This is a genomic window from Streptomyces aureoversilis (assembly GCF_042657885.1).
GTDB lineage: Bacteria > Actinomycetota > Actinomycetes > Streptomycetales > Streptomycetaceae > Streptomyces > Streptomyces aureoversilis.
This window is the reverse complement of the sequence record NZ_JBHSKJ010000031.1, coordinates 19,920-36,636: the sequence shown is the minus strand read 5'-3', so window position 1 is coordinate 36,636 and position 16,717 is coordinate 19,920. Positions and strand designations below refer to the sequence as shown.

At 71.8% G+C, this 16,717-nt stretch carries 15 protein-coding genes and 1 tRNA gene; 10 read left to right on the top strand and 6 right to left on the bottom strand.

The window, feature by feature from the left end; genetic code table 11:
• Window positions 1-3: 3 nt before the first annotated feature.
• A complete protein-coding gene (locus ACFPP6_RS34365) occupies window positions 4-546 on the bottom strand; it encodes an FHA domain-containing protein FhaB/FipA (RefSeq protein WP_168092648.1) in 543 nt (180 codons plus the stop codon).
• Between the two features lie 10 nt (window positions 547-556).
• Window positions 557-1,414, bottom strand: coding sequence for an FhaA domain-containing protein (locus ACFPP6_RS34360; protein WP_382050620.1), 858 nt, complete (start codon window positions 1,412-1,414; stop codon window positions 557-559).
• 384 nt (window positions 1,415-1,798) lie between these two features.
• Here ACFPP6_RS34360 and ACFPP6_RS34355 point away from each other — a divergent pair.
• Window positions 1,799-1,882 (top strand) — tRNA-Leu (locus tag ACFPP6_RS34355).
• A 173-nt stretch (window positions 1,883-2,055) separates the two neighbouring features.
• A complete protein-coding gene (locus ACFPP6_RS34350) occupies window positions 2,056-2,832 on the top strand; it encodes a PIN domain-containing protein (RefSeq protein WP_382050617.1) in 777 nt (258 codons plus the stop codon).
• A gap of 1 nt (window position 2,833) precedes the next feature.
• Here the strand turns inward: ACFPP6_RS34350 and ACFPP6_RS34345 are convergent, their stop codons facing one another.
• The 4 genes from ACFPP6_RS34345 to ACFPP6_RS34330 all read right to left on the bottom strand — a co-directional run bounded on the left by ACFPP6_RS34345 (window position 2,834) and on the right by ACFPP6_RS34330 (window position 6,964).
• Complete coding sequence (locus ACFPP6_RS34345; RefSeq protein WP_382050615.1) at window positions 2,834-3,151, bottom strand: helix-turn-helix domain-containing protein; 318 nt, start codon at window positions 3,149-3,151, stop codon at window positions 2,834-2,836.
• A gap of 251 nt (window positions 3,152-3,402) precedes the next feature.
• Window positions 3,403-4,653: an MFS transporter gene (locus ACFPP6_RS34340; RefSeq protein WP_382050613.1), complete on the bottom strand. Its 1,251-nt coding sequence runs from the start codon at window positions 4,651-4,653 to the stop codon at window positions 3,403-3,405.
• A 266-nt stretch (window positions 4,654-4,919) separates the two neighbouring features.
• Window positions 4,920-5,888, bottom strand: coding sequence for a dTDP-glucose 4,6-dehydratase (gene rfbB / locus ACFPP6_RS34335; protein WP_382050611.1), 969 nt, complete (start codon window positions 5,886-5,888; stop codon window positions 4,920-4,922).
• Window positions 5,885-6,964, bottom strand: a complete 1,080-nt coding sequence (locus ACFPP6_RS34330) for a glucose-1-phosphate thymidylyltransferase (RefSeq protein WP_382050609.1) — start codon at window positions 6,962-6,964, stop codon at window positions 5,885-5,887. Before ACFPP6_RS34330 ends, rfbB begins: the two co-directional genes overlap by 4 nt.
• A gap of 143 nt (window positions 6,965-7,107) precedes the next feature.
• Between ACFPP6_RS34330 and ACFPP6_RS34325 the strand changes: the two genes are divergently transcribed.
• From ACFPP6_RS34325 to ACFPP6_RS34290, 8 genes are all read left to right on the top strand, one after another.
• Window positions 7,108-7,971, top strand: coding sequence for a class I SAM-dependent methyltransferase (locus tag ACFPP6_RS34325; protein ID WP_382050607.1), 864 nt, complete (start codon window positions 7,108-7,110; stop codon window positions 7,969-7,971).
• A gap of 110 nt (window positions 7,972-8,081) precedes the next feature.
• Window positions 8,082-9,215 carry a nucleotide disphospho-sugar-binding domain-containing protein gene (locus ACFPP6_RS34320; protein WP_382050604.1) on the top strand — a complete coding sequence of 378 codons (1,134 nt, stop codon included), beginning with the start codon at window positions 8,082-8,084 and terminating at the stop codon, window positions 9,213-9,215.
• A gap of 70 nt (window positions 9,216-9,285) precedes the next feature.
• On the top strand, window positions 9,286-10,443 hold the full coding sequence (locus tag ACFPP6_RS34315) for a DegT/DnrJ/EryC1/StrS family aminotransferase (RefSeq protein ID WP_382050602.1): 1,158 nt from the start codon (window positions 9,286-9,288) through the stop codon (window positions 10,441-10,443).
• 19 nt (window positions 10,444-10,462) lie between these two features.
• Window positions 10,463-11,728 carry a DUF6365 family protein gene (locus tag ACFPP6_RS34310; RefSeq protein WP_382050600.1) on the top strand — a complete coding sequence of 422 codons (1,266 nt, stop codon included), beginning with the start codon at window positions 10,463-10,465 and terminating at the stop codon, window positions 11,726-11,728.
• Window positions 11,729-11,820: 92 nt separating this feature from the next.
• Window positions 11,821-13,131, top strand: a complete 1,311-nt coding sequence (locus ACFPP6_RS34305) for an NDP-hexose 2,3-dehydratase family protein (RefSeq protein WP_382050598.1) — start codon at window positions 11,821-11,823, stop codon at window positions 13,129-13,131.
• On the top strand, window positions 13,128-14,183 hold the full coding sequence (locus tag ACFPP6_RS34300) for a Gfo/Idh/MocA family protein (protein WP_382050596.1): 1,056 nt from the start codon (window positions 13,128-13,130) through the stop codon (window positions 14,181-14,183). Before ACFPP6_RS34305 ends, ACFPP6_RS34300 begins: the two co-directional genes overlap by 4 nt.
• A complete protein-coding gene (gene rfbH / locus ACFPP6_RS34295) occupies window positions 14,180-15,478 on the top strand; it encodes a lipopolysaccharide biosynthesis protein RfbH (RefSeq protein WP_382050594.1) in 1,299 nt (432 codons plus the stop codon). The genes ACFPP6_RS34300 and rfbH overlap by 4 nt, the downstream gene beginning before the upstream one ends.
• An 88-nt stretch (window positions 15,479-15,566) precedes the next feature.
• Window positions 15,567-16,709: an acyl-CoA dehydrogenase family protein gene (locus tag ACFPP6_RS34290; protein ID WP_382050592.1), complete on the top strand. Its 1,143-nt coding sequence runs from the start codon at window positions 15,567-15,569 to the stop codon at window positions 16,707-16,709.
• Window positions 16,710-16,717: the final 8 nt, after the last annotated feature.

Sequence of the window (16,717 nt, the reverse complement as noted above, 5' to 3'; positions counted from 1 at the left end):
CTACTACTTCCGCAGCTCGATGACGGTCTTGCCGATACGGATCGGCGCGCCGAGCGGGATCGGGGTCGGGGTGGTCAGCCGCGTGCGGTCGAGATACGTGCCGTTGGTCGAACCCAGGTCCTCGACGATCCACTGGCCGTCGCGGTCGGGGTAGATCCTGGCATGCCGGCTGGAGGCGTAGTCGTCGTCCAGCACGATCGTGGAGTCGTGGGCGCGTCCCAGCGAGATGGTCTGGCCCTGGAGGGCGACCGTGGTGCCCGTGAGGGAGCCCTCGGAGACCACGAGCTTGGTGGGGGCGCCGCGGCGGCCCCGGTCCGCGCGCCGGTCGGCCCGGCGTCCGCCCGTCTGCTGCTGTCGCTGCTGCGGGGGCGCGGTCTGGGCCTGCGCGCGCTGCGGCTGCCGCTCGGGACCGCCCCGGCGGGAGCCACGCTGGGTGACCCGGGTGCCGAAGAGATCACTGCGGATGACCTGAACGGCCACGATCACGAACAGCCACAGTACGGCGAGGAAACCCAACCGCATGACCGTGAGGGTCAGCTCTGACATTGCCCCCGCTTCACCCTTCGGCTTGCCGATAAACGATGGTGGTGCTGCCCACGACGATCCGTGAGCCGTCGCGGAGCGTAGCGCGAGTGGTGTGCTGTCCGTCCACCACGATGCCGTTGGTCGACCCCAGGTCCTGAATGGTCGCGGGGGTGCCGACCCGGATTTCGCAGTGCCGGCGGGAGACGCCGGGGTCGTCGATCCGTACGTCCGCCTCGGTGCTGCGGCCCAGCACGAGGGTGGGTCGGGAGATCTGGTGCCGGGTGCCGTTGATCTCGATCCAGCGCCGGGTCTGGGCTCCGGGCACGCCTGCCGCGGGACCCTGGCCGCCCGCGCGCGGCGCGGTCCGGCCCGGGGGCGCGGAGGGCGGCGGCGACGCGGGCATGGGCGGCAGCCCGGACGGCGGTGCCGGATAGCCCGCGCCGGCCGTGCCGGGCCCGCCCGGGCGCGCCGGCCCGGGGCGTGCGCTCTGCTGGCCTTGGTGCTCCTGCGACTCGCTGGCGGCGAGGGTGCGGCTGCGCACCCGGTACAGCCCGGTGTCGAGGTCGTCCGCCTTCTCCAGGTGGACCTTGATGGTCCCCATGAAGGTGTACCGCTGCTGCTTGGCGTAGTCGCGGACCATGCCGGAGAGCTCGTCGCCGAGCTGGCCCGAGTACGGGCTGAGCCGCTCGAAGTCCGGGGTGCTCAGCTCCACGATGAAGTCGTTCGGGACGACGGTGCGGTCACGGTTCCAGATGGTGGCGTTGTTGTCGCACTCGCGCTGCAGTGCCCCGGCGATCTCGACCGGCTGCACCTCGGACTTGAACACCTTGGCGAAGGTGCCGTTCACGAGACCCTCGAGACGCTGCTCGAAGCGCTTCAGTACTCCCACGGGGCACCTCCTTCCCTCAGTGACGTTCCTGATGCTCGGTGTCGTTCCTGATACTGCTTACTGATCGTATCCACGCGTCGGGGAAACGGCCGGTTCCCCTTCGGGGCCAGGAGTGACGAGTGTCGCCCCGGCCTGTCCGGCACGACCCTTCCTGTCCCCTTCATAGGGATCGTAGAGGCGGCCGGGAGCCAGTGTCCCGCAACCGGCGGGGTCCCCACCGGTCCCGGCGGCCCGGCACGGCTCCGGCGGGCCCGCCCCCGGGAGAACGAGTGTGAAGGCACCCGCCAAGGCGTGCTAATGTTCTCGATGTCGGAAGGCGAACGGCGCAGAACCGGAAGGGCAAGCCCCCCGGGAAAGCTTCGAAAGCCTGAAGACGACACCCATGCGCGGGTGGCGGAATAGGCAGACGCGCTGGATTCAGGTTCCAGTGCCCGAAAGGGCGTGGGGGTTCAACTCCCCCCTCGCGCACAGTGAGGACAGACCCCTCAGAGTGACTCATGTCACCCTGAGGGGTCTGTCTCGTTTTGCACCGGCTTGAACCGGAAGAGCTTGGCCGGAACGTGGCGCGCCGTAGTGACTGGAGTGGGAACATCATTCTGTAGTCGCACCGGGGCGCTGTGTGATCCGGAGGGGGACGCGGGGTGACTGGTAACCAGACGTCCGTTCTTTCGGAGTGGATCCTGCCCGCCGCCGTCTGCGCGCCCGTGACCTGGGTGTGCCTCGTCCACCGCTTCCGCGGGCAGGGCCGGCTGCTGGGGACGGTCAGGTCGGTGTCCTCGGCGCTCGCCGTGGTGCTGTGGACCTCCGCGATGGCCGCGCTGGCCAGTGGCCTGCTGTTACCGCACGCCTCCAGCGTGCCGCCGGCGGCGGTCGGCGTCGTGGCGGGGGCGGGGCTGGTGCCCAAGAAGAGGACCGAGCAGGCCGAGCACCCGGTGATGGCGATTGTCACACTGGGACATTCGCTGCTGATCAACAGTCTGATGCTGCGCCTGCAGACCGACCGGGCCGACTGGTGCGCCCGGATGACCGGCGGTTTCGACAACTGCTGGGAGCTCGACGTCTTCGCCGACCGGGTCGCGCGGCACCTGAAGGCCCGCGTGGACGTCCCCGGGCGCTCGCCCAAGGGCCGGAGCGGCCTGGTGACCGCGATCAGGGACCGGTACGAGGACGTGCGGGCCGCGGTGCAGCAGGCGGACACCCTGGAGACCGAGATCGAGAAGGCCTGCAAGGACGAGCAGCGCGAGCGGACGCCCCAGGAGGCCGGGCGGATGCTGCGGGCGTTCGGCGAGGCCGAGCACCTCTGTGCGTATCTCCTGGAGCTGGCGCACGCCCACGGCAAGCGCAGCGACGACAAGAAGATCCGCGCACTGCGGCGGCAGCACCTCTACGCGGCTGCCGCCGAGGTGCCGGCGCGCTGAGTCAGTGGTGGGTCTTGGCCAACGCGCGTGCTGCAGCGGGCTCCTGGCGCTCGGCCGAAGGCGAATCGGAGAAGGAGATCTCCATCTTCACGTCGAGCGCGTCGGCCACGGCGGCCAGCGAACGCATGGTCAGATTTTCGTCGCCGGACAGGATTTGGCTCACCCGGCCCGGGGACACGCCCATGCTGTCCGCCAAGTCCTTGCGTGTCATGCCCCGTTCGGCGAGGAGGCCCGCCAGCGATGCCGTCGCGTGGCGGGCCAGCCGGGCGCCGGCCGCATCGGCCGTCCGTCCTTGATCGTGCCTGTCACGCCATGCCATGGCTACCCCCAGGAACAGAAATCGCGGCGCCCGTGGGCGCCTTCCCACTGAAGAGGATGCCACCTTTAGCGCTAACTAAAAGCCTGCTTCCGGCTAAAGATGCCTCTGGCGGCGGAGAGTTCACCCTTTGATCAATCTGTGACCAGGTGCGATACGGCAATCGGTCGATTTCGGCCAGACTTCGGCCCGCCCGCGGAAATGGGGTTGCGGACGGGCCGGAGGGGCGCCCGGGGCGGGGCGCCGGGCGCCGGTCAGCGCGCCGCCGTGCCCTCCTCGTCCGCCGGCTCCTTGGGCGCGGCGGACGGCGCCGCGGCGGGGCCCGGGGCCTTCAGGAAGAACAGCAGCAGGAACGACAGGACGGCGATGCCGCCGGCGATGCGGAAGCCGGCGGCGATCGACGTCGCGCCGACGGCCGGGCCGATCACCAGGGGCGCGGCGAACTGGCCGGTGAAGTTGGCGGTTCCCGACAGGGACGTGGCCTGGCCGCGCAGGGCGGGCGGCGCGGTCTCGCCGATCATCACGGCCAGCGCGGGCACGGACATGCCCATGCCGAGCCCGAACAGCGCCGGGGCCAGGATGATCAGCACCGGGTTGCCCGCGGTCCCGGCGACCAGGAAGGCCGCCACCCACAGCACGACGGAGACCCGCAGCAGCCGGATGTAGCCCAGGTTCTTCTTGATCTTCGCGTAGGCCAGGCCGACCAGGGTGCCGGCGACCGAGGTGCTCGTCGTGTACAGCGCGACCAGGAACGGCGTCTCGACGCCGAGCTGCGCGAGCCGCTGGGGAAGGAAGACGGCCAGGACGTAGAGCAGGAACGAGCTTATGAGCGACAGGGCGTACAGGCCCAGCAGACGGGGGTGGGAGCGCAGCAGAGTGAACGTTCCGCCACCGCCGCCGGGCCGCTTGGCGTTCAGGCTCTTGGGCAGGGTGAACATCATCGCTATGCCGACCGGGATGCCCAGCAGGTAGATCGCGAAGGGGCCGTGCCAGGAGATCCCGCCGAGCGCGCCGCCGAGCAGCGGCCAGATGATCCCGCCGACGCTGATGGCGACCGAGCGCCACCCCGCCACGCGGTCCCGCTCGGGCCCCTCGTAGAGCGCCAGCAGGGCCACCGTCGTACCGGCGAAGACCGCGGCCGCGCCCACGCCGAACGCGAACCGGCTGATGATCAGCGCCGTGTACGAGGTGGTGACCAGGCCGGCACCGCCCGCCACGCCGTAGAGCAGGAGCCCGGCCACCAGGGGCTTCTTCAGCCCCCAGCGGTCGATCGTCCAGCCGACGAGCGGGCTGGCGATCGCGAGGGACAGTCCGTGGGCGGTGAGGATCAGACCGGCACCGGTGCCGCTGACCCCGAGCTCGCCGCGGATGACTCCCACGACGGGCGTGAGGATCGTGCCCGCCATGACGGTGAGGGTGGACGCGAGCAGGAGTACGGCCAGGGCGGCCCGGCCGCGTGAGGCGGGCCGGGGCGCGGCGGGTGACGACGGGGTGGGTGATGCCATCGGCGGAACCTTAGCTACATGACGGGGGTGGATGGTGCCGGGCGGCTCATGGGAGCGCCTTCCGGGAGCTCTCGCGCCGGCGCGCCGGGTTCCGCGGAGGGCGTCGACGGGTCGGTGTGCCCCTCCATGACGGACATCAGGACGTGCTCCGGGGTTGTGGCTGCTGCAGGGGTGAGTGCCCTCCTGCCACTCCTTCAGATGCCGCTCGAGGATCGCTCGAGCGGCACTCGAAGGCGGTGGCACGGATTCCGCCGAGCCGTCCGTTCTCAGTCATCGAGCAGCGGCTTCCACCACTGCGGGTGGTCCACGTACCAGCCGACGACGCGCTTCAGGCCCTCGTCGAGCGTCCACTGCGGCGCGTAGCCGAGCTCGGCGCGGATCTTGTCGTCGTTGATGGCGTAGCGGAAGTCGTGGCCCTTGCGGTCCGGGACGTGCTGCACCTTCGACCAGTCGTTGCCGGTCAGGTCGAGCAGCCGCTCGGTCATCTCGCGGTTGGTCAGGGCGGTGGCGCCGCCGATGTTGTACGTCTCGCCCGCGCGGCCGGCCGTGAGGACGAGCTGGATGGCGCGGCAGTGGTCGTCGACGTGCAGCCACTCGCGGATGTTGGTGCCCTCGCCGTAGAGCGGCACCTGCTGTCCCTGCAGGAGGCGGGTGACGAACTGCGGGATGAGCTTCTCGACGTGCTGGTGGGTGCCGTAGTTGTTGGAGCACCGGGTGATGCGCACGTTGAGCTTGTGGGTGCGGTGGTAGGCGCGGGCGAGGAGGTCGCTGCCGGCCTTCGACGCGGAATAGGGGGAGTTGGGGAGCAGGGGCGACTCCTCGGTCCACGTGCCGGTGGCGATGGATCCGTAGACCTCGTCGGTCGACACGTGCACCACGTTGTCCACACCGGTGTACAGGCAGGCGTCGAGGACGCTCTGGGTGCCCAGGACGTTGCTGTGGACGAAGGCCACCGCGCCGTCGACGGAGCGGTCGACGTGGGACTCGGCGGCGAAGTGGACGACCGCGTCGTGGCCGGGGAGCAGCTGGCGCAGCAGGTCCTGGTTGCAGACGTCGCCGCGGACGAAGGTCAGCCGCGGGTCGTCCATCGGCAGGTTGTCCGTGTTGCCGGCGTAGGTGAGCTTGTCGATGACGGTGACGTGGGCGTCCTCGTAGCCGCGGTAGCCGCCGGAGAGCATGGTGCGGACGTAGTGCGAGCCGATGAAGCCGGCGCCGCCGGTGACGAGGACCTTCATGCCATTACCTCCGCGCGCGTGTGGTCACCGATGATCAGCCGGCTGCCCGAGGCCGCCGTGACGGGCTTTTGGACCTGGGCCCAGCGGCCGATGACGCAGCTCTGCAGGTCGCGGACGTTCTTGATGGCGGCGCCCTCGAGGATGATGGAGTCCTCGACGCCGGTGTCCTCCAGGACGCAGTCGCGCCCCACGGCCGTGTACGGGCCGACGTTGCTGCCGGTGATGACGCTTCCGGCGCCGATCACGAGCGGGCCGGTGAGCCTGGACCGGACGACGCGGACGCCCGGGCCGAGGACGACGGGCCCCTGCAGAATGCTTTCCGCATCGACCTCGGCGCCCTCGCGGTCGGCGGCGGTGCCGCCGATGCGGTCGAGGATCTCCCGGTTGCACTCCAGCAGGTCGTCGATCTTGCCGGTGTCCTTCCAGTAGCCCTCGTACTCGCGGGCGGTGACCGTCCGGCCCGCGTCCACCAGGTGCTGGATGGCGTCGGTGATCTCCAGTTCGCCGCGGGCGCTGGGCTCGATGGCGCGCACCGCCTCGTGCACGGCGGCGGTGAAGAAGTACACGCCGATGACGGCGAGGTCGCTGCGCGGCGCGCTCGGCTTCTCCACGAGGGCGAGCACGTTGGAGTCCGCGTCGACCTCGGCCACGCCGTACTGGCGCGGGTCCGCCACCTTGGTGACCAGCACCTGGGCGTCGGGGCGGCGCTCGCGGAAGGCCTCGGCGGCCTCGGCGATGCCGTCGGCCAGGACGTTGTCCCCCAGGTACATCACGAAGTCGTCGTCGCCGAGGAAACCGGCGGCGAGGGCCACGCAGTGCGCGAGCCCGAGCGGGGCCTCCTGGCGGATGTAGGTGAGGCGCAGCCCGAGCTGAGAGCCGTCTCCCACCGTGGCCTCGATCTGCGCCGCGTGGCCGCCGACGATGACGCCGACGTCCTCGATGCCGATGTCCCGCAGGTTCTCCAGGCAGTGCACCAGGACGGGCTTGTTGGCCACGGGGACCAGTTGTTTCGCCATCGAGTAGGTGAAGGGCCGCAGCCGCGTACCTTCGCCACCGGACAGGACCAGTGCTTTCATGGGTTCCCCAGAAATTCTCGCAAGGAGACAGGATCGGGGACAACGTGGTCGACCGCGCTCGACTCCGATTCGAGTCACCGTCGAACTAATGTTGACAACTTCTCTCCTCGTCGCGGTCGATGAGGACGAGGAGCTGAGGATCCATGACCGAGCAGGTCCAGGAGCAGGCAGAGGCACGGGCACAGCAGCAGGCGCAGGCCCTGTCGCCGGACGAGGTCGGCGAGGTCTACGACGAGAAGGGCTGGCTCTGGGAGATCTTCATGGGCCAGAACCTGCACATCGGCTGGTGGGACGACGAGGCCCCCGGGACCGACCCCAAGGACCGGCTCACGGACGTCCTCATCGAGCAGGTCGCCCTGCGGCCCGGGCAGCACCTCCTCGACGTCGGCTGCGGCCAGGGCCGCCCCGCGCTGCGGCTGGCCGAGGCCAGCGGCGGTGAGGTCACCGGCATCACGGTGAGCGCGGAGCAGGTCGCGGCCGGCACGGAGGCGGCGGCCGGCGCGGGCCTTGCGGACCGGGTGCGCTTCGCGCTGGCGGACGTGTCGGAACTGCCCTACGCGGACGGCGAGTTCGACGCGGCCTGGGCGATGGAGTCCCTGATGTACCTCGGCGACCGGCCCGCCGCGCTGCGCGAGATCGCGCGGGTGCTCAAGCCCGGCGGCGTGTTCGTGCTGTCCGACTACGTCGAGTCGGCCGAGCTGGACGAGGAGTGGCGCAAGGTCCTCCTGGAGGGCTTCACGGTGGGCTCGCTGCCGACCGCGGAGCAGTACGCCGAGATGATCACCGCGGCGGGGCTGACCGTCGAGCGGAACTTCGACGCGACCGCGCACCTGCGGCGCTCCGCGGCGCGGATCGACCAGCTCGTGGCGGACAACTACGACAAGGTCGTGGAGAAGGGCGGGCTGCAGTTCGCCGAGGAGTTCAAGGAGATGATCGGCCGGGTCTCGAAGCTGGAGCGGGACATGCTCGGCTACTCGGTGATCACCGTTCGCAAGCCGCTCGCCTGAGCCGCGGAGCCCTGCCGTCCGCCCGGGCCCCGGGCCTCCGGGCCCCGGCGGCACCGGGCCGTCGAGCCGCTGTCGAGCAGGGTTCGAGGCCCGGTTCCAACGATGACCGCATGAAGATTCTCTTTGTTGCGGGAGGCACCTCCGGGGTGATCTTCGGCATCGTCCCGCTGGCCCAGGCCGCCCGCAACGCCGGGCACGAGGTCTTTATGGCCGCCCCCGAGAACATGATGGCGACCATCACGGGCGCCGGGATCCCCGGCGTCCCGGTCTCCGGCGTGCCGATGATGGACCACCTCGTCGACCGGCGCGGCATCCGCGTGCCCATCCCCGAGGATCTTCACGAGCGCTACATCTTCAACGGGCGCACGTTCGGCCGCTACGCCGCCGCCTGCCTGGACGGCCTGCTGTCCCTGGTGGCGGACTGGCGCCCGGACGTCGTCGTGGGCGGGGCGCTCGCCTTCGCCGCGCCGCTGATCGCCGGGCACCTGGGCGTGCCGTACGTGAAGCAGGCCATCGACATGGGCGAGCCGCGCACGATCGACCTCGCCGCCGCCGCCGAGCTGGGCCCGGAGCTGGAGCGGCTCGGCATGTACGAGATGCCGCGCACGGATCTGTTCGTCGACATCTGCCCGCCCAGCCTGCGGCCCTCCGACGCGCTGCCCGCGCAGATGATGCGCTACGTGCCCTTCGCCACCCAGATGCCGGTCGAGCCCTGGATGTACACCAAGGGCGACCGGCCGCGGGTGCTGGTGTCGGCCGGCAGCCGGGTCACCCCGGAGTCCGACTTCGACATCCTCAGCGGTCTCGTCGACAAGGTCGGCAAGCTGGACGTCGAGCTGCTCATCGCCACGCCGGAGGCGGTCGCGGAGAAGCTGCGGCCGCTGCCGGACCACGTGCGGGCCGGCTGGATCCCGCTGCACCTGGTGGCCCCGACCTGCGACCTCGTCGTCCACCACGCGGGCGGCAACACGACGATGGGCTACCTCTCGTACGGCGTCCCCCAGGTGCTGGTGCCCTACCTGCCCTACTGCGTCGACTACTCGACCCGGCTCAGCGCGTACGGGGCCGCGACGATGATCGACCCCGCCGACGACAGCGCCGAGAACATCGCGCGCGTCTGCGCCGAGATGCTGGCCACCCCCTCCTACCGCGAGCGGGCCGCGGAGCTGGCCGCCGAGGTGGCCGCGCTGCCCACGTCCGCCGACGCGGTGCGGGCGATCGAGCGGCTCGCCGCCGCGGCCTGACACCCGTACGCCCGCCACCGCACGCGTCCGCGCCACTTCGCGCCACATCGACTCCCAGGGGTACTACCAAATGATCAATCTCTTCCAGCCGCAGGTCGGTGACGCGGAACTCGCCGCCGTGGCCGAGGTGTTCGACAGCAAGTGGCTCGGGCACGGGCCGCGCACGAAGGCCTTCGAGGCGGCGTTCGCCGAGCGCCTCGGGGCCGCCCCGGAGCACGTCCTGTTCGTCAACTCCGGTACGGCCGGGCTGTTCCTGGCGCTGGAGGTCCTCGACCTCGCCGAGGGCGACGAGGTCGTCATCCCGTCCATGAGCTTCCTCGCGGCCGCCAACGCCATCGTCTCCACCGGCGCGACGCCCGTCTTCTGCGACGTCGACCCGCGGACGATGAACCCCACCTGGGAGCACATCGAGGCGGCGGTCACGCCGCGCACCAAGGCGGTCGTGGTGCTGCACTACGGCGGTTACCCGGGCGACGTCGTGGAGATCGCCGAGCGCTGCCGGGAGCGGGGCCTCGCCCTGGTCGAGGACTCGGCCTGCTCGGTGGACTCCCGCGTGGACGGGCGCGCCGCCGGCTCCTTCGGCGACCTGGCCATGTGGAGCTTCGACGCCGCGAAGGTGCTGGTCACGGGCGACGGCGGGATGCTCTACGTACGGGACGCCGAGCGCGCGCGGCGGGCCCGCCGGCTCGCGTACCACGGGCTCGTGCAGGCCACCGGCCTCGCCTACGCGAAGGTCTCGCACCGCTGGTGGGAGCTGGAGGTCCCCGAGGTGGGCCGGCGCGTGATCGGCAACGACCTGACGGCCGCGATCGGCCTGGTGCAGCTCGGGCGGCTGCCCGAGTTCACCGCCCGGCGCAAGGAGATCGTCGCCCTGTACGACCGTGAACTCGCCGGTGCCGAGGGCGTGCGGACGCCTCCGCCGCTGCCGGCCGGGCACGAGTCCTCGCACTACTTCTACTGGGTGCAGATGGACGCGCGGATCCGCGACCAGGTCGCCTCCGACCTGCTGGCCGCCGACGTCTACACGACCTTCCGCTACGCGCCGCTGCACAAGGTGCCCACCTACAAGTCCGACGCCGACCTGCCGGGCACCGAGCAGGCGTCCGGCGAGACCCTGTGCCTGCCGATCCACCCGGGGCTGAGCGACGCGGACGTGCTCACCGTGGTGGCCGTGCTGCGCAAGGCGATCGAGACGCGCACCCGGGACCTGGCCCCGGCCGCGGGCTGACCGGAGGGGAGACCACGTCATGCGACTGCTGTTCATGTCCCCGCTGGCCAAGACCCTGCACGAGACGACCATCGGGCTCGACCTCGCGGACCAGCTCAAGGACGCCGGCGTCGTCAGTCACTTCGTGATCGACGAGTTCAACGAGGAGCAGCTCAAGACCGCCGGATACGCGTACACCGTGATCACGCCCGCCATGGGCGGCGGGGTCCGCGAGGAAGTCGGGCGGGTCGTCGGGGAGTTCCGGCCGGACGCGATCGTCCTCAGCGACTACCTGGCGCACTGGCTGACCCACCTCGTCAGCTACGAGACCGACCCCTGGTACGTCGAGGACTTCGGCGTGCCGGTGATCCCCATCGACCTGCACGACCTGACGAACATCACGCGGGAGCTGGAGGTGCTGGGGAAGACCGTCGTGGCCGACGGCAACATCCTGGACATGCCGGTGCACCTGCACCCCGTGCCGATGGGCCGCCCGGAGGCCCGGGCCGGCGGGCAGGGCCTGCCGTACCGCGCCAACCGGGGCATCGCGCCGCCGACGGACGCGGCGCGGGCCGAGGTGCGCCGGTCGCTGGGGCTGGGCGGGGCGGAGCGGCTGCTGATGTTCCCGACGCTGCCGTGGCAGGAGACCATGCAGACGCGGGCCGGGCCCCGGACGCGTGAGCTGGCGGTCCGCGTGCCGCGGCTGATCGGGCAGTACCTGCGGCAGCTCCCCGACGACACCCACTTCGTCGTCGCCGGGCCGTACCTGGACGGGCTGGGGCTGCCGCCCGAGCGCCTCCACGTGGAGCCCTCGTACACCGCGCAGCGCTACCACGCCCTGATCGGCGCCTCGGACGCCGTGATGTCGGCCTTCCTGCCGTCCTACGCGCTCGAACGGGCCGTCCTCGCCGACGTGCCCGGGCTGTTCGCCGTCAACACCCACGACATGGCGGAGGCGGCCGGCGACGGCGGGCGGGCCGGGGCGCCGGACGGGCTCTCGCCCGCGGTCCGGGCGTGGCTCGCGGACTTCCCCGGCGCCGTCCCCGCGTTCCACATGTGGCCCCTGAGCTGGAACAAGGTCATGGGGCCGCTGCTGGTGGACAACCCGTTCGCCGACACCGCCGTACGCGCCGAGCTGTTCGACGAGCGGGCCGTCGTCGAGGGCCTGACGGGCATCCTCCACGACCCGCTGGTCCGCGGCCGCCTCGCGGAGGCGCGCGCGGCCTACCGGGACGGGATCGACCGGCTCCCGGAGACCGCCGAGGTCTTCGCCACGGCGGCGCAGCGCGTGGGCCTGACGCTCTGACGCGCGGGCCCGACGGCTCTGAGCCTCCTTCGAGCGGCGCTCTAACCGGGTGCCGAATGCTGAAGCAACCGCACATCATGAGGAGGGCTGCCGTGTTCCGGCAGACAAGCGAATTCCACGACTGGTTCGCCGAACAGCGCGCGGCGCAGGACCACCGGGTGACGCCCGCCCCGCTGCGCGGGCTCGACGGCTGGTCGTTCGAGCCGGGGACCGGCGACATCCGGCACCGCAGCGGGCGGTTCTTCAGCATCGAGGGCATCGCGGTGGAGACCGACAACCGCGAGGTCGCCGCCTGGTCGCAGCCGATCATCGTGCAGCCGGAGTCCGGGATCCTGGGCATCCTGGTGAAGGAGTTCGCCGGCGTCCCGCACTTCCTGCTCCAGGTGAAGATGGAGCCGGGGAACATCAACATCCTGCAGCTCTCCCCGACCGTGCAGGCGACGCGGAGCAACTTCACCCGGGTGCACCAGGGCAACGCCGTCCCGTACCTGGAGTACTTCCTGGCGCCGCGCACCGGGCGGGTGATCTTCGACGCCCTGCAGTCGGAGCAGGGGTCGTGGTTCCTGGGCAAGCGCAACCGCAACATGATCATCGAGGCGGACGGGGACGTCCCGGTCCGCGACGGCTTCTGCTGGCTCACGCTCGACCAGATCGGCGAGCTGCTGAACGTCGAGAACCTCGTCAACATGGACACCCGCACCGTGCTGTCGGGCCTCCCCGACGGCTGGGCGGTCCAGGGCCGCACCACCGGGGCCGAGGGCCGGGCCCTGCACGGGAAGGCCGCGCTGCTCAGCTGGTTCACCGAGGCCAAGGCCTCGCACCGGCTCGACCGCCGCCGCATCCCGCTGGCGGAGGTCGAGGGATGGGCCGAGTCCGACGGGGTCGTGGTGCACGGGAGCGGCCGCTTCTTCGAGGTCATCGGCGTGGACGTCGAGGCCCAGGGCCGCGAGGTCGCCCGCTGGGCGCAGCCCATGATCGCGCCGGTCGGCCGGGGCGTGATCGCCTTCCTCACCCGGCGGATCGAGGGCACGGTCCACCTGCTGGTGAACGCGCGCACCGAGGCGGGCAGCTTCGACGTCCTCGAAATGGGCCCCACGGTGCAGTGCGCGCCCGCCAACTACGAGGCCCTGCCCGCCGGGAGCCGTCCGCGGTTCCTGGACGAGGTGCTCTCGGCCGCCCCCGAGCGGGTCCTGCTGGACGTCGTCCACTCCGAGGAGGGCGGCCGCTTCTACCACGCGGAGAACCGCTACCTCGCGGTCGAGGCGCCCGACGACTTCCCGCTCGAAGTCGGCCCGGACCACATATGGATGACGCCCCATCAGCTCGGGGAGATGGTCCGGTACTCCCACCACGTGAACGTCGAGGCCCGCAACCTCCTGGCCTGCCTGCGGTTCCTGCGGTGACCGCCGCGGAGCGGGACCCCGCGGCCGGGACCGTGCGCCTCGGCCTCATGGGCTGCGCCGACATCGCCCTGCGCCGGGTGCTGCCCGCCGTGGCCCGGACCGGGGGCATCGCGCTCGCGGCCGTGGCCGCCCGCGACACCGCCCGGGCCGCGCAGGTCGCGCAGCAGTACGGGGCCGAAGCCGCCGACGGCTACGCGGAGCTGCTGGAGCGGGACGACGTCGACGCCGTCTACGTGCCGCTGCCCTCGGCGCTGCACGCCGAGTGGACCGAGCGCGCCCTGCTCGCCGGGAAGCACGTCCTGGCCGAGAAGCCGCTGACCCTGGACGCTCGGGAGACGGCGCGGCTCGTGGACCTGGCCCGCTCCCGCGGGCTGGTGCTGATGGAGAACTTCATGTTCGTCCACCACCCGCAGCACCGGCGCGTGCGGCGGCTGCTGGACGAGGGAGCGATCGGCGACGTCCGCACCGTCCACGCCGCGTTCGCCATCCCGCCGCGGCCCGACGACGACATCCGCTACCGGGCCGACCTCGGCGGCGGCGCGCTCTTCGACGTCGGCGTCTACCCGCTGCGGGCCGCCCAGCTGCTGCTCGGGCCCGGCCTGGAGGTGGTCGGCGCGGACCTGCGCACCGACCCGGAGCGGGGCGTGGACGTCGCGGGCAGCGTGCTGCTGCGGCGGCACGACGGGGTGACCGCCCACCTCACGTTCGGCATGGAACACCACTACACGTCACGTTACGAAGTGCTCGGCAGTGCGGGCCGGCTCCGCCTCGACCACGCCTTCACGCCCCCGGCCGACCACCGCCCGGTGGTCGTCGTCGAGCGGCGGGGCGGCGTCGAGGAGCTGGAGCTGGAGCCGTTCGACCAGGTCACTGCCGCCGTCCGAGCGTTGGTGACGAGCATCGGATCCGGCGCCGGTACGACGACCGGCGAGGCGACCGTCCGCCACGCGGAGCTGGTCGCCGACGTCCACCGGGCAGGGCACGCGCGCAGAGGCCGGGCCGGCACTGCCCGACGACTCGCTGAGTACGCCGTAGGAGGCGAAGAGAAATGAACGAAGCCAAGGCCCGCATTCTGGAGCAGGTCCGTGCGTACCACGGCACGGACGAGAAGGAGTTCGTCCCCGGGGAGACCGGCGTGTGGCCGGCCGGTGCCGTCTTCGACGCCGACGACCGGGTGGCGCTGGTCGAGGCCGCGCTGGACATGCGCATCGCCGCCGGCGTGAGCTCCCGCCGCTTCGAGCGCCAGTTCGCCAAGTTCTTCAAGCTGCGCAAGGCCCACCTGACCAACTCGGGTTCCTCGGCCAACCTGCTCGCGCTGTCCGCCTTCACCTCCCCGCAGCTGGAGGACCGGCGGCTGCAGCCCGGCGACGAGGTGATCACCGTGGCGGCGGGCTTCCCGACCACCGTCAACCCGATCATCCAGAACGGCCTGGTGCCCGTCTTCATCGACGTCGAGCTCGGCACGTACAACACGACGCCGGAGCGCATCGCCGAGGCCATCGGGCCGCGCACCAAGGCGATCATGATCGCCCACTCGCTGGGCAACCCCTTCGCCGTCGAGGAGGTCGCGAAGCTCGCCGAGGAGCACGACCTCTTCCTCATCGAGGACAACTGCGACGCCGTCGGCTCGCTCTACCGCGGCAAGCCCACCGGCACCTTCGGCGACATCGCCACCACCAGCTTCTACCCCGCGCACCACCTCGCGATGGGCGAGGGCGGCTGCGTGCTGACCGACAACCTCGCGCTCGCGCGCATCGTCGAGTCCATGCGCGACTGGGGCCGGGACTGCTGGTGCGAGCCGGGCGAGGACAACCGCTGCTTCAAGCGGTTCGACTACCAGATGGGCGACCTGCCGCACGGCTACGACCACAAGTACATCTTCTCCCACGTGGGTTACAACCTGAAGGCGACCGACCTCCAGGCCGCCCTCGGCCTCAGCCAGCTCTCCAAGATCGAGGCGTTCGGCGAGGCCCGGCGCGCCAACTGGAAGCGGCTGCGCGAGGGCCTGGACGGGGTGCCGGGGCTGCTCCTGCCGGAGGCCACGCCCGACAGCGACCCCAGCTGGTTCGGCTTCGCCATCACCGTGCGCCCCGAGGCCCGCTACACCCGCAAGGACCTGGTGGCGTTCCTGGAGGGCCGGAAGATCGGCACCCGCCGCTTCTTCGCCGGAAACCTCACCCGCCACCCGGCCTACCTGGACCGCCCGCGCCGGATCAGCGGCTCGCTCGCCAACAGCGACCTGGTCGCCGAGCACACCTTCTGGATCGGCGTCTACCCCGGCCTCACCCCCGAGATGATCGACTACTCGGCCGAGTCCATCCGGGACTTCGCCGCGAAGAACTCCTGACGCCCGCACCTCCTGACGCGCGCCGGCCCCTCCCGGCGCGCCCGCACCGCTACCCACCGCACCACCGCACACCACAGGAGCCCTCACGATGACCAGGGACGCAGCCGCAGCCGCACCCACTCTGCTGGAGGCCGCCGTCGCGGCCGCCCCGCTCGCCGCCGCGCACGCCGCGGACGCGGAGGCGGACCGCCGTCTCTCCCGGCCCGTCGTGGAGGCGATCGTGGCCGCCGGCTTCTCCAGCCACTTCGCCCCGGCGGCGCTCGGCGGTGCGGCCGGCACCTTCGCGGAGCTCCTCGAGGCCTCCGCGGCGCTCGGCGAGGGCTGCGCCTCGGCGGCCTGGTTCGCCTCCGTGATCGCCAGCGCCGGGCGGCTCACCGCCTACCTGCCGCAGGAGGGCCGCGAGGGCGTCTGGGCCAAGGGGCCGCAGACCGTCGTCGTCGCCGGGCTCATGCCCTCGGGCACCGCCGAGCGCGCCCCCGGCGGCGGCTGGCGCGTCACCGGCTCGTGGAACTACGTCAGCGCCGTCGACTTCTCCGACTGGACGCTCGTCGCCGCCCGCACCGGCGAGGAGGGCACCGGCGTGCGCGTCCTCGCCGTGCCCCGCACCGACTACGCGATCAGCGAGACGTGGCAGGTCATCGGCATGCGCGGCACCGGCAGCAACACCGTCGTGCTCGACGAGGCGCTCGTGCCCGACGCGTTCACCGTCCCCCTCGACGTGCTGCTCGCCGGCGTCGCCCCCGAGGCGGAGGCGGCCTGCCACCGGGTGCCGATGAAGGCCGCCAACGGTGTCACCCTCGGCGGGCCCCTGCTCGGCGCGACCCGGGGCGCGCTGCGCCGCTGGCGCGAGCTCGTCGCCGCCAAGCTGGCGGCCCCCGCGGGCGCCATCTCCGGCGGCTCCGACCACGGCACCTTCGAACAGCTCCTGGCCCGCGCCGAGGGCGAGACCGACGCGGCCGGCCTGCTGCTGGAGCGCGTTGCCCGCACCACCGACTCCGGCGCCGTCGACGCGCTCGGCACCGCCCGCAACGGGCGGGACTGCGCGCTCGCCGCGGAGATGCTCGCGACGGTCTCCGACCGCCTGCTGCGCTCGGCCGGCACCCGCGCGCAGGCCGAGGGCGAGGAGCTCCAGCGGCGCTGGCGGGACGTCAACTGCGGTGCGGGCCACAGCGGTCTGCAGTTCCCGGCGGCGGCGGGCGCGTACGCCCGGCTGCTGAACGACAACGCCTGAACGACTCC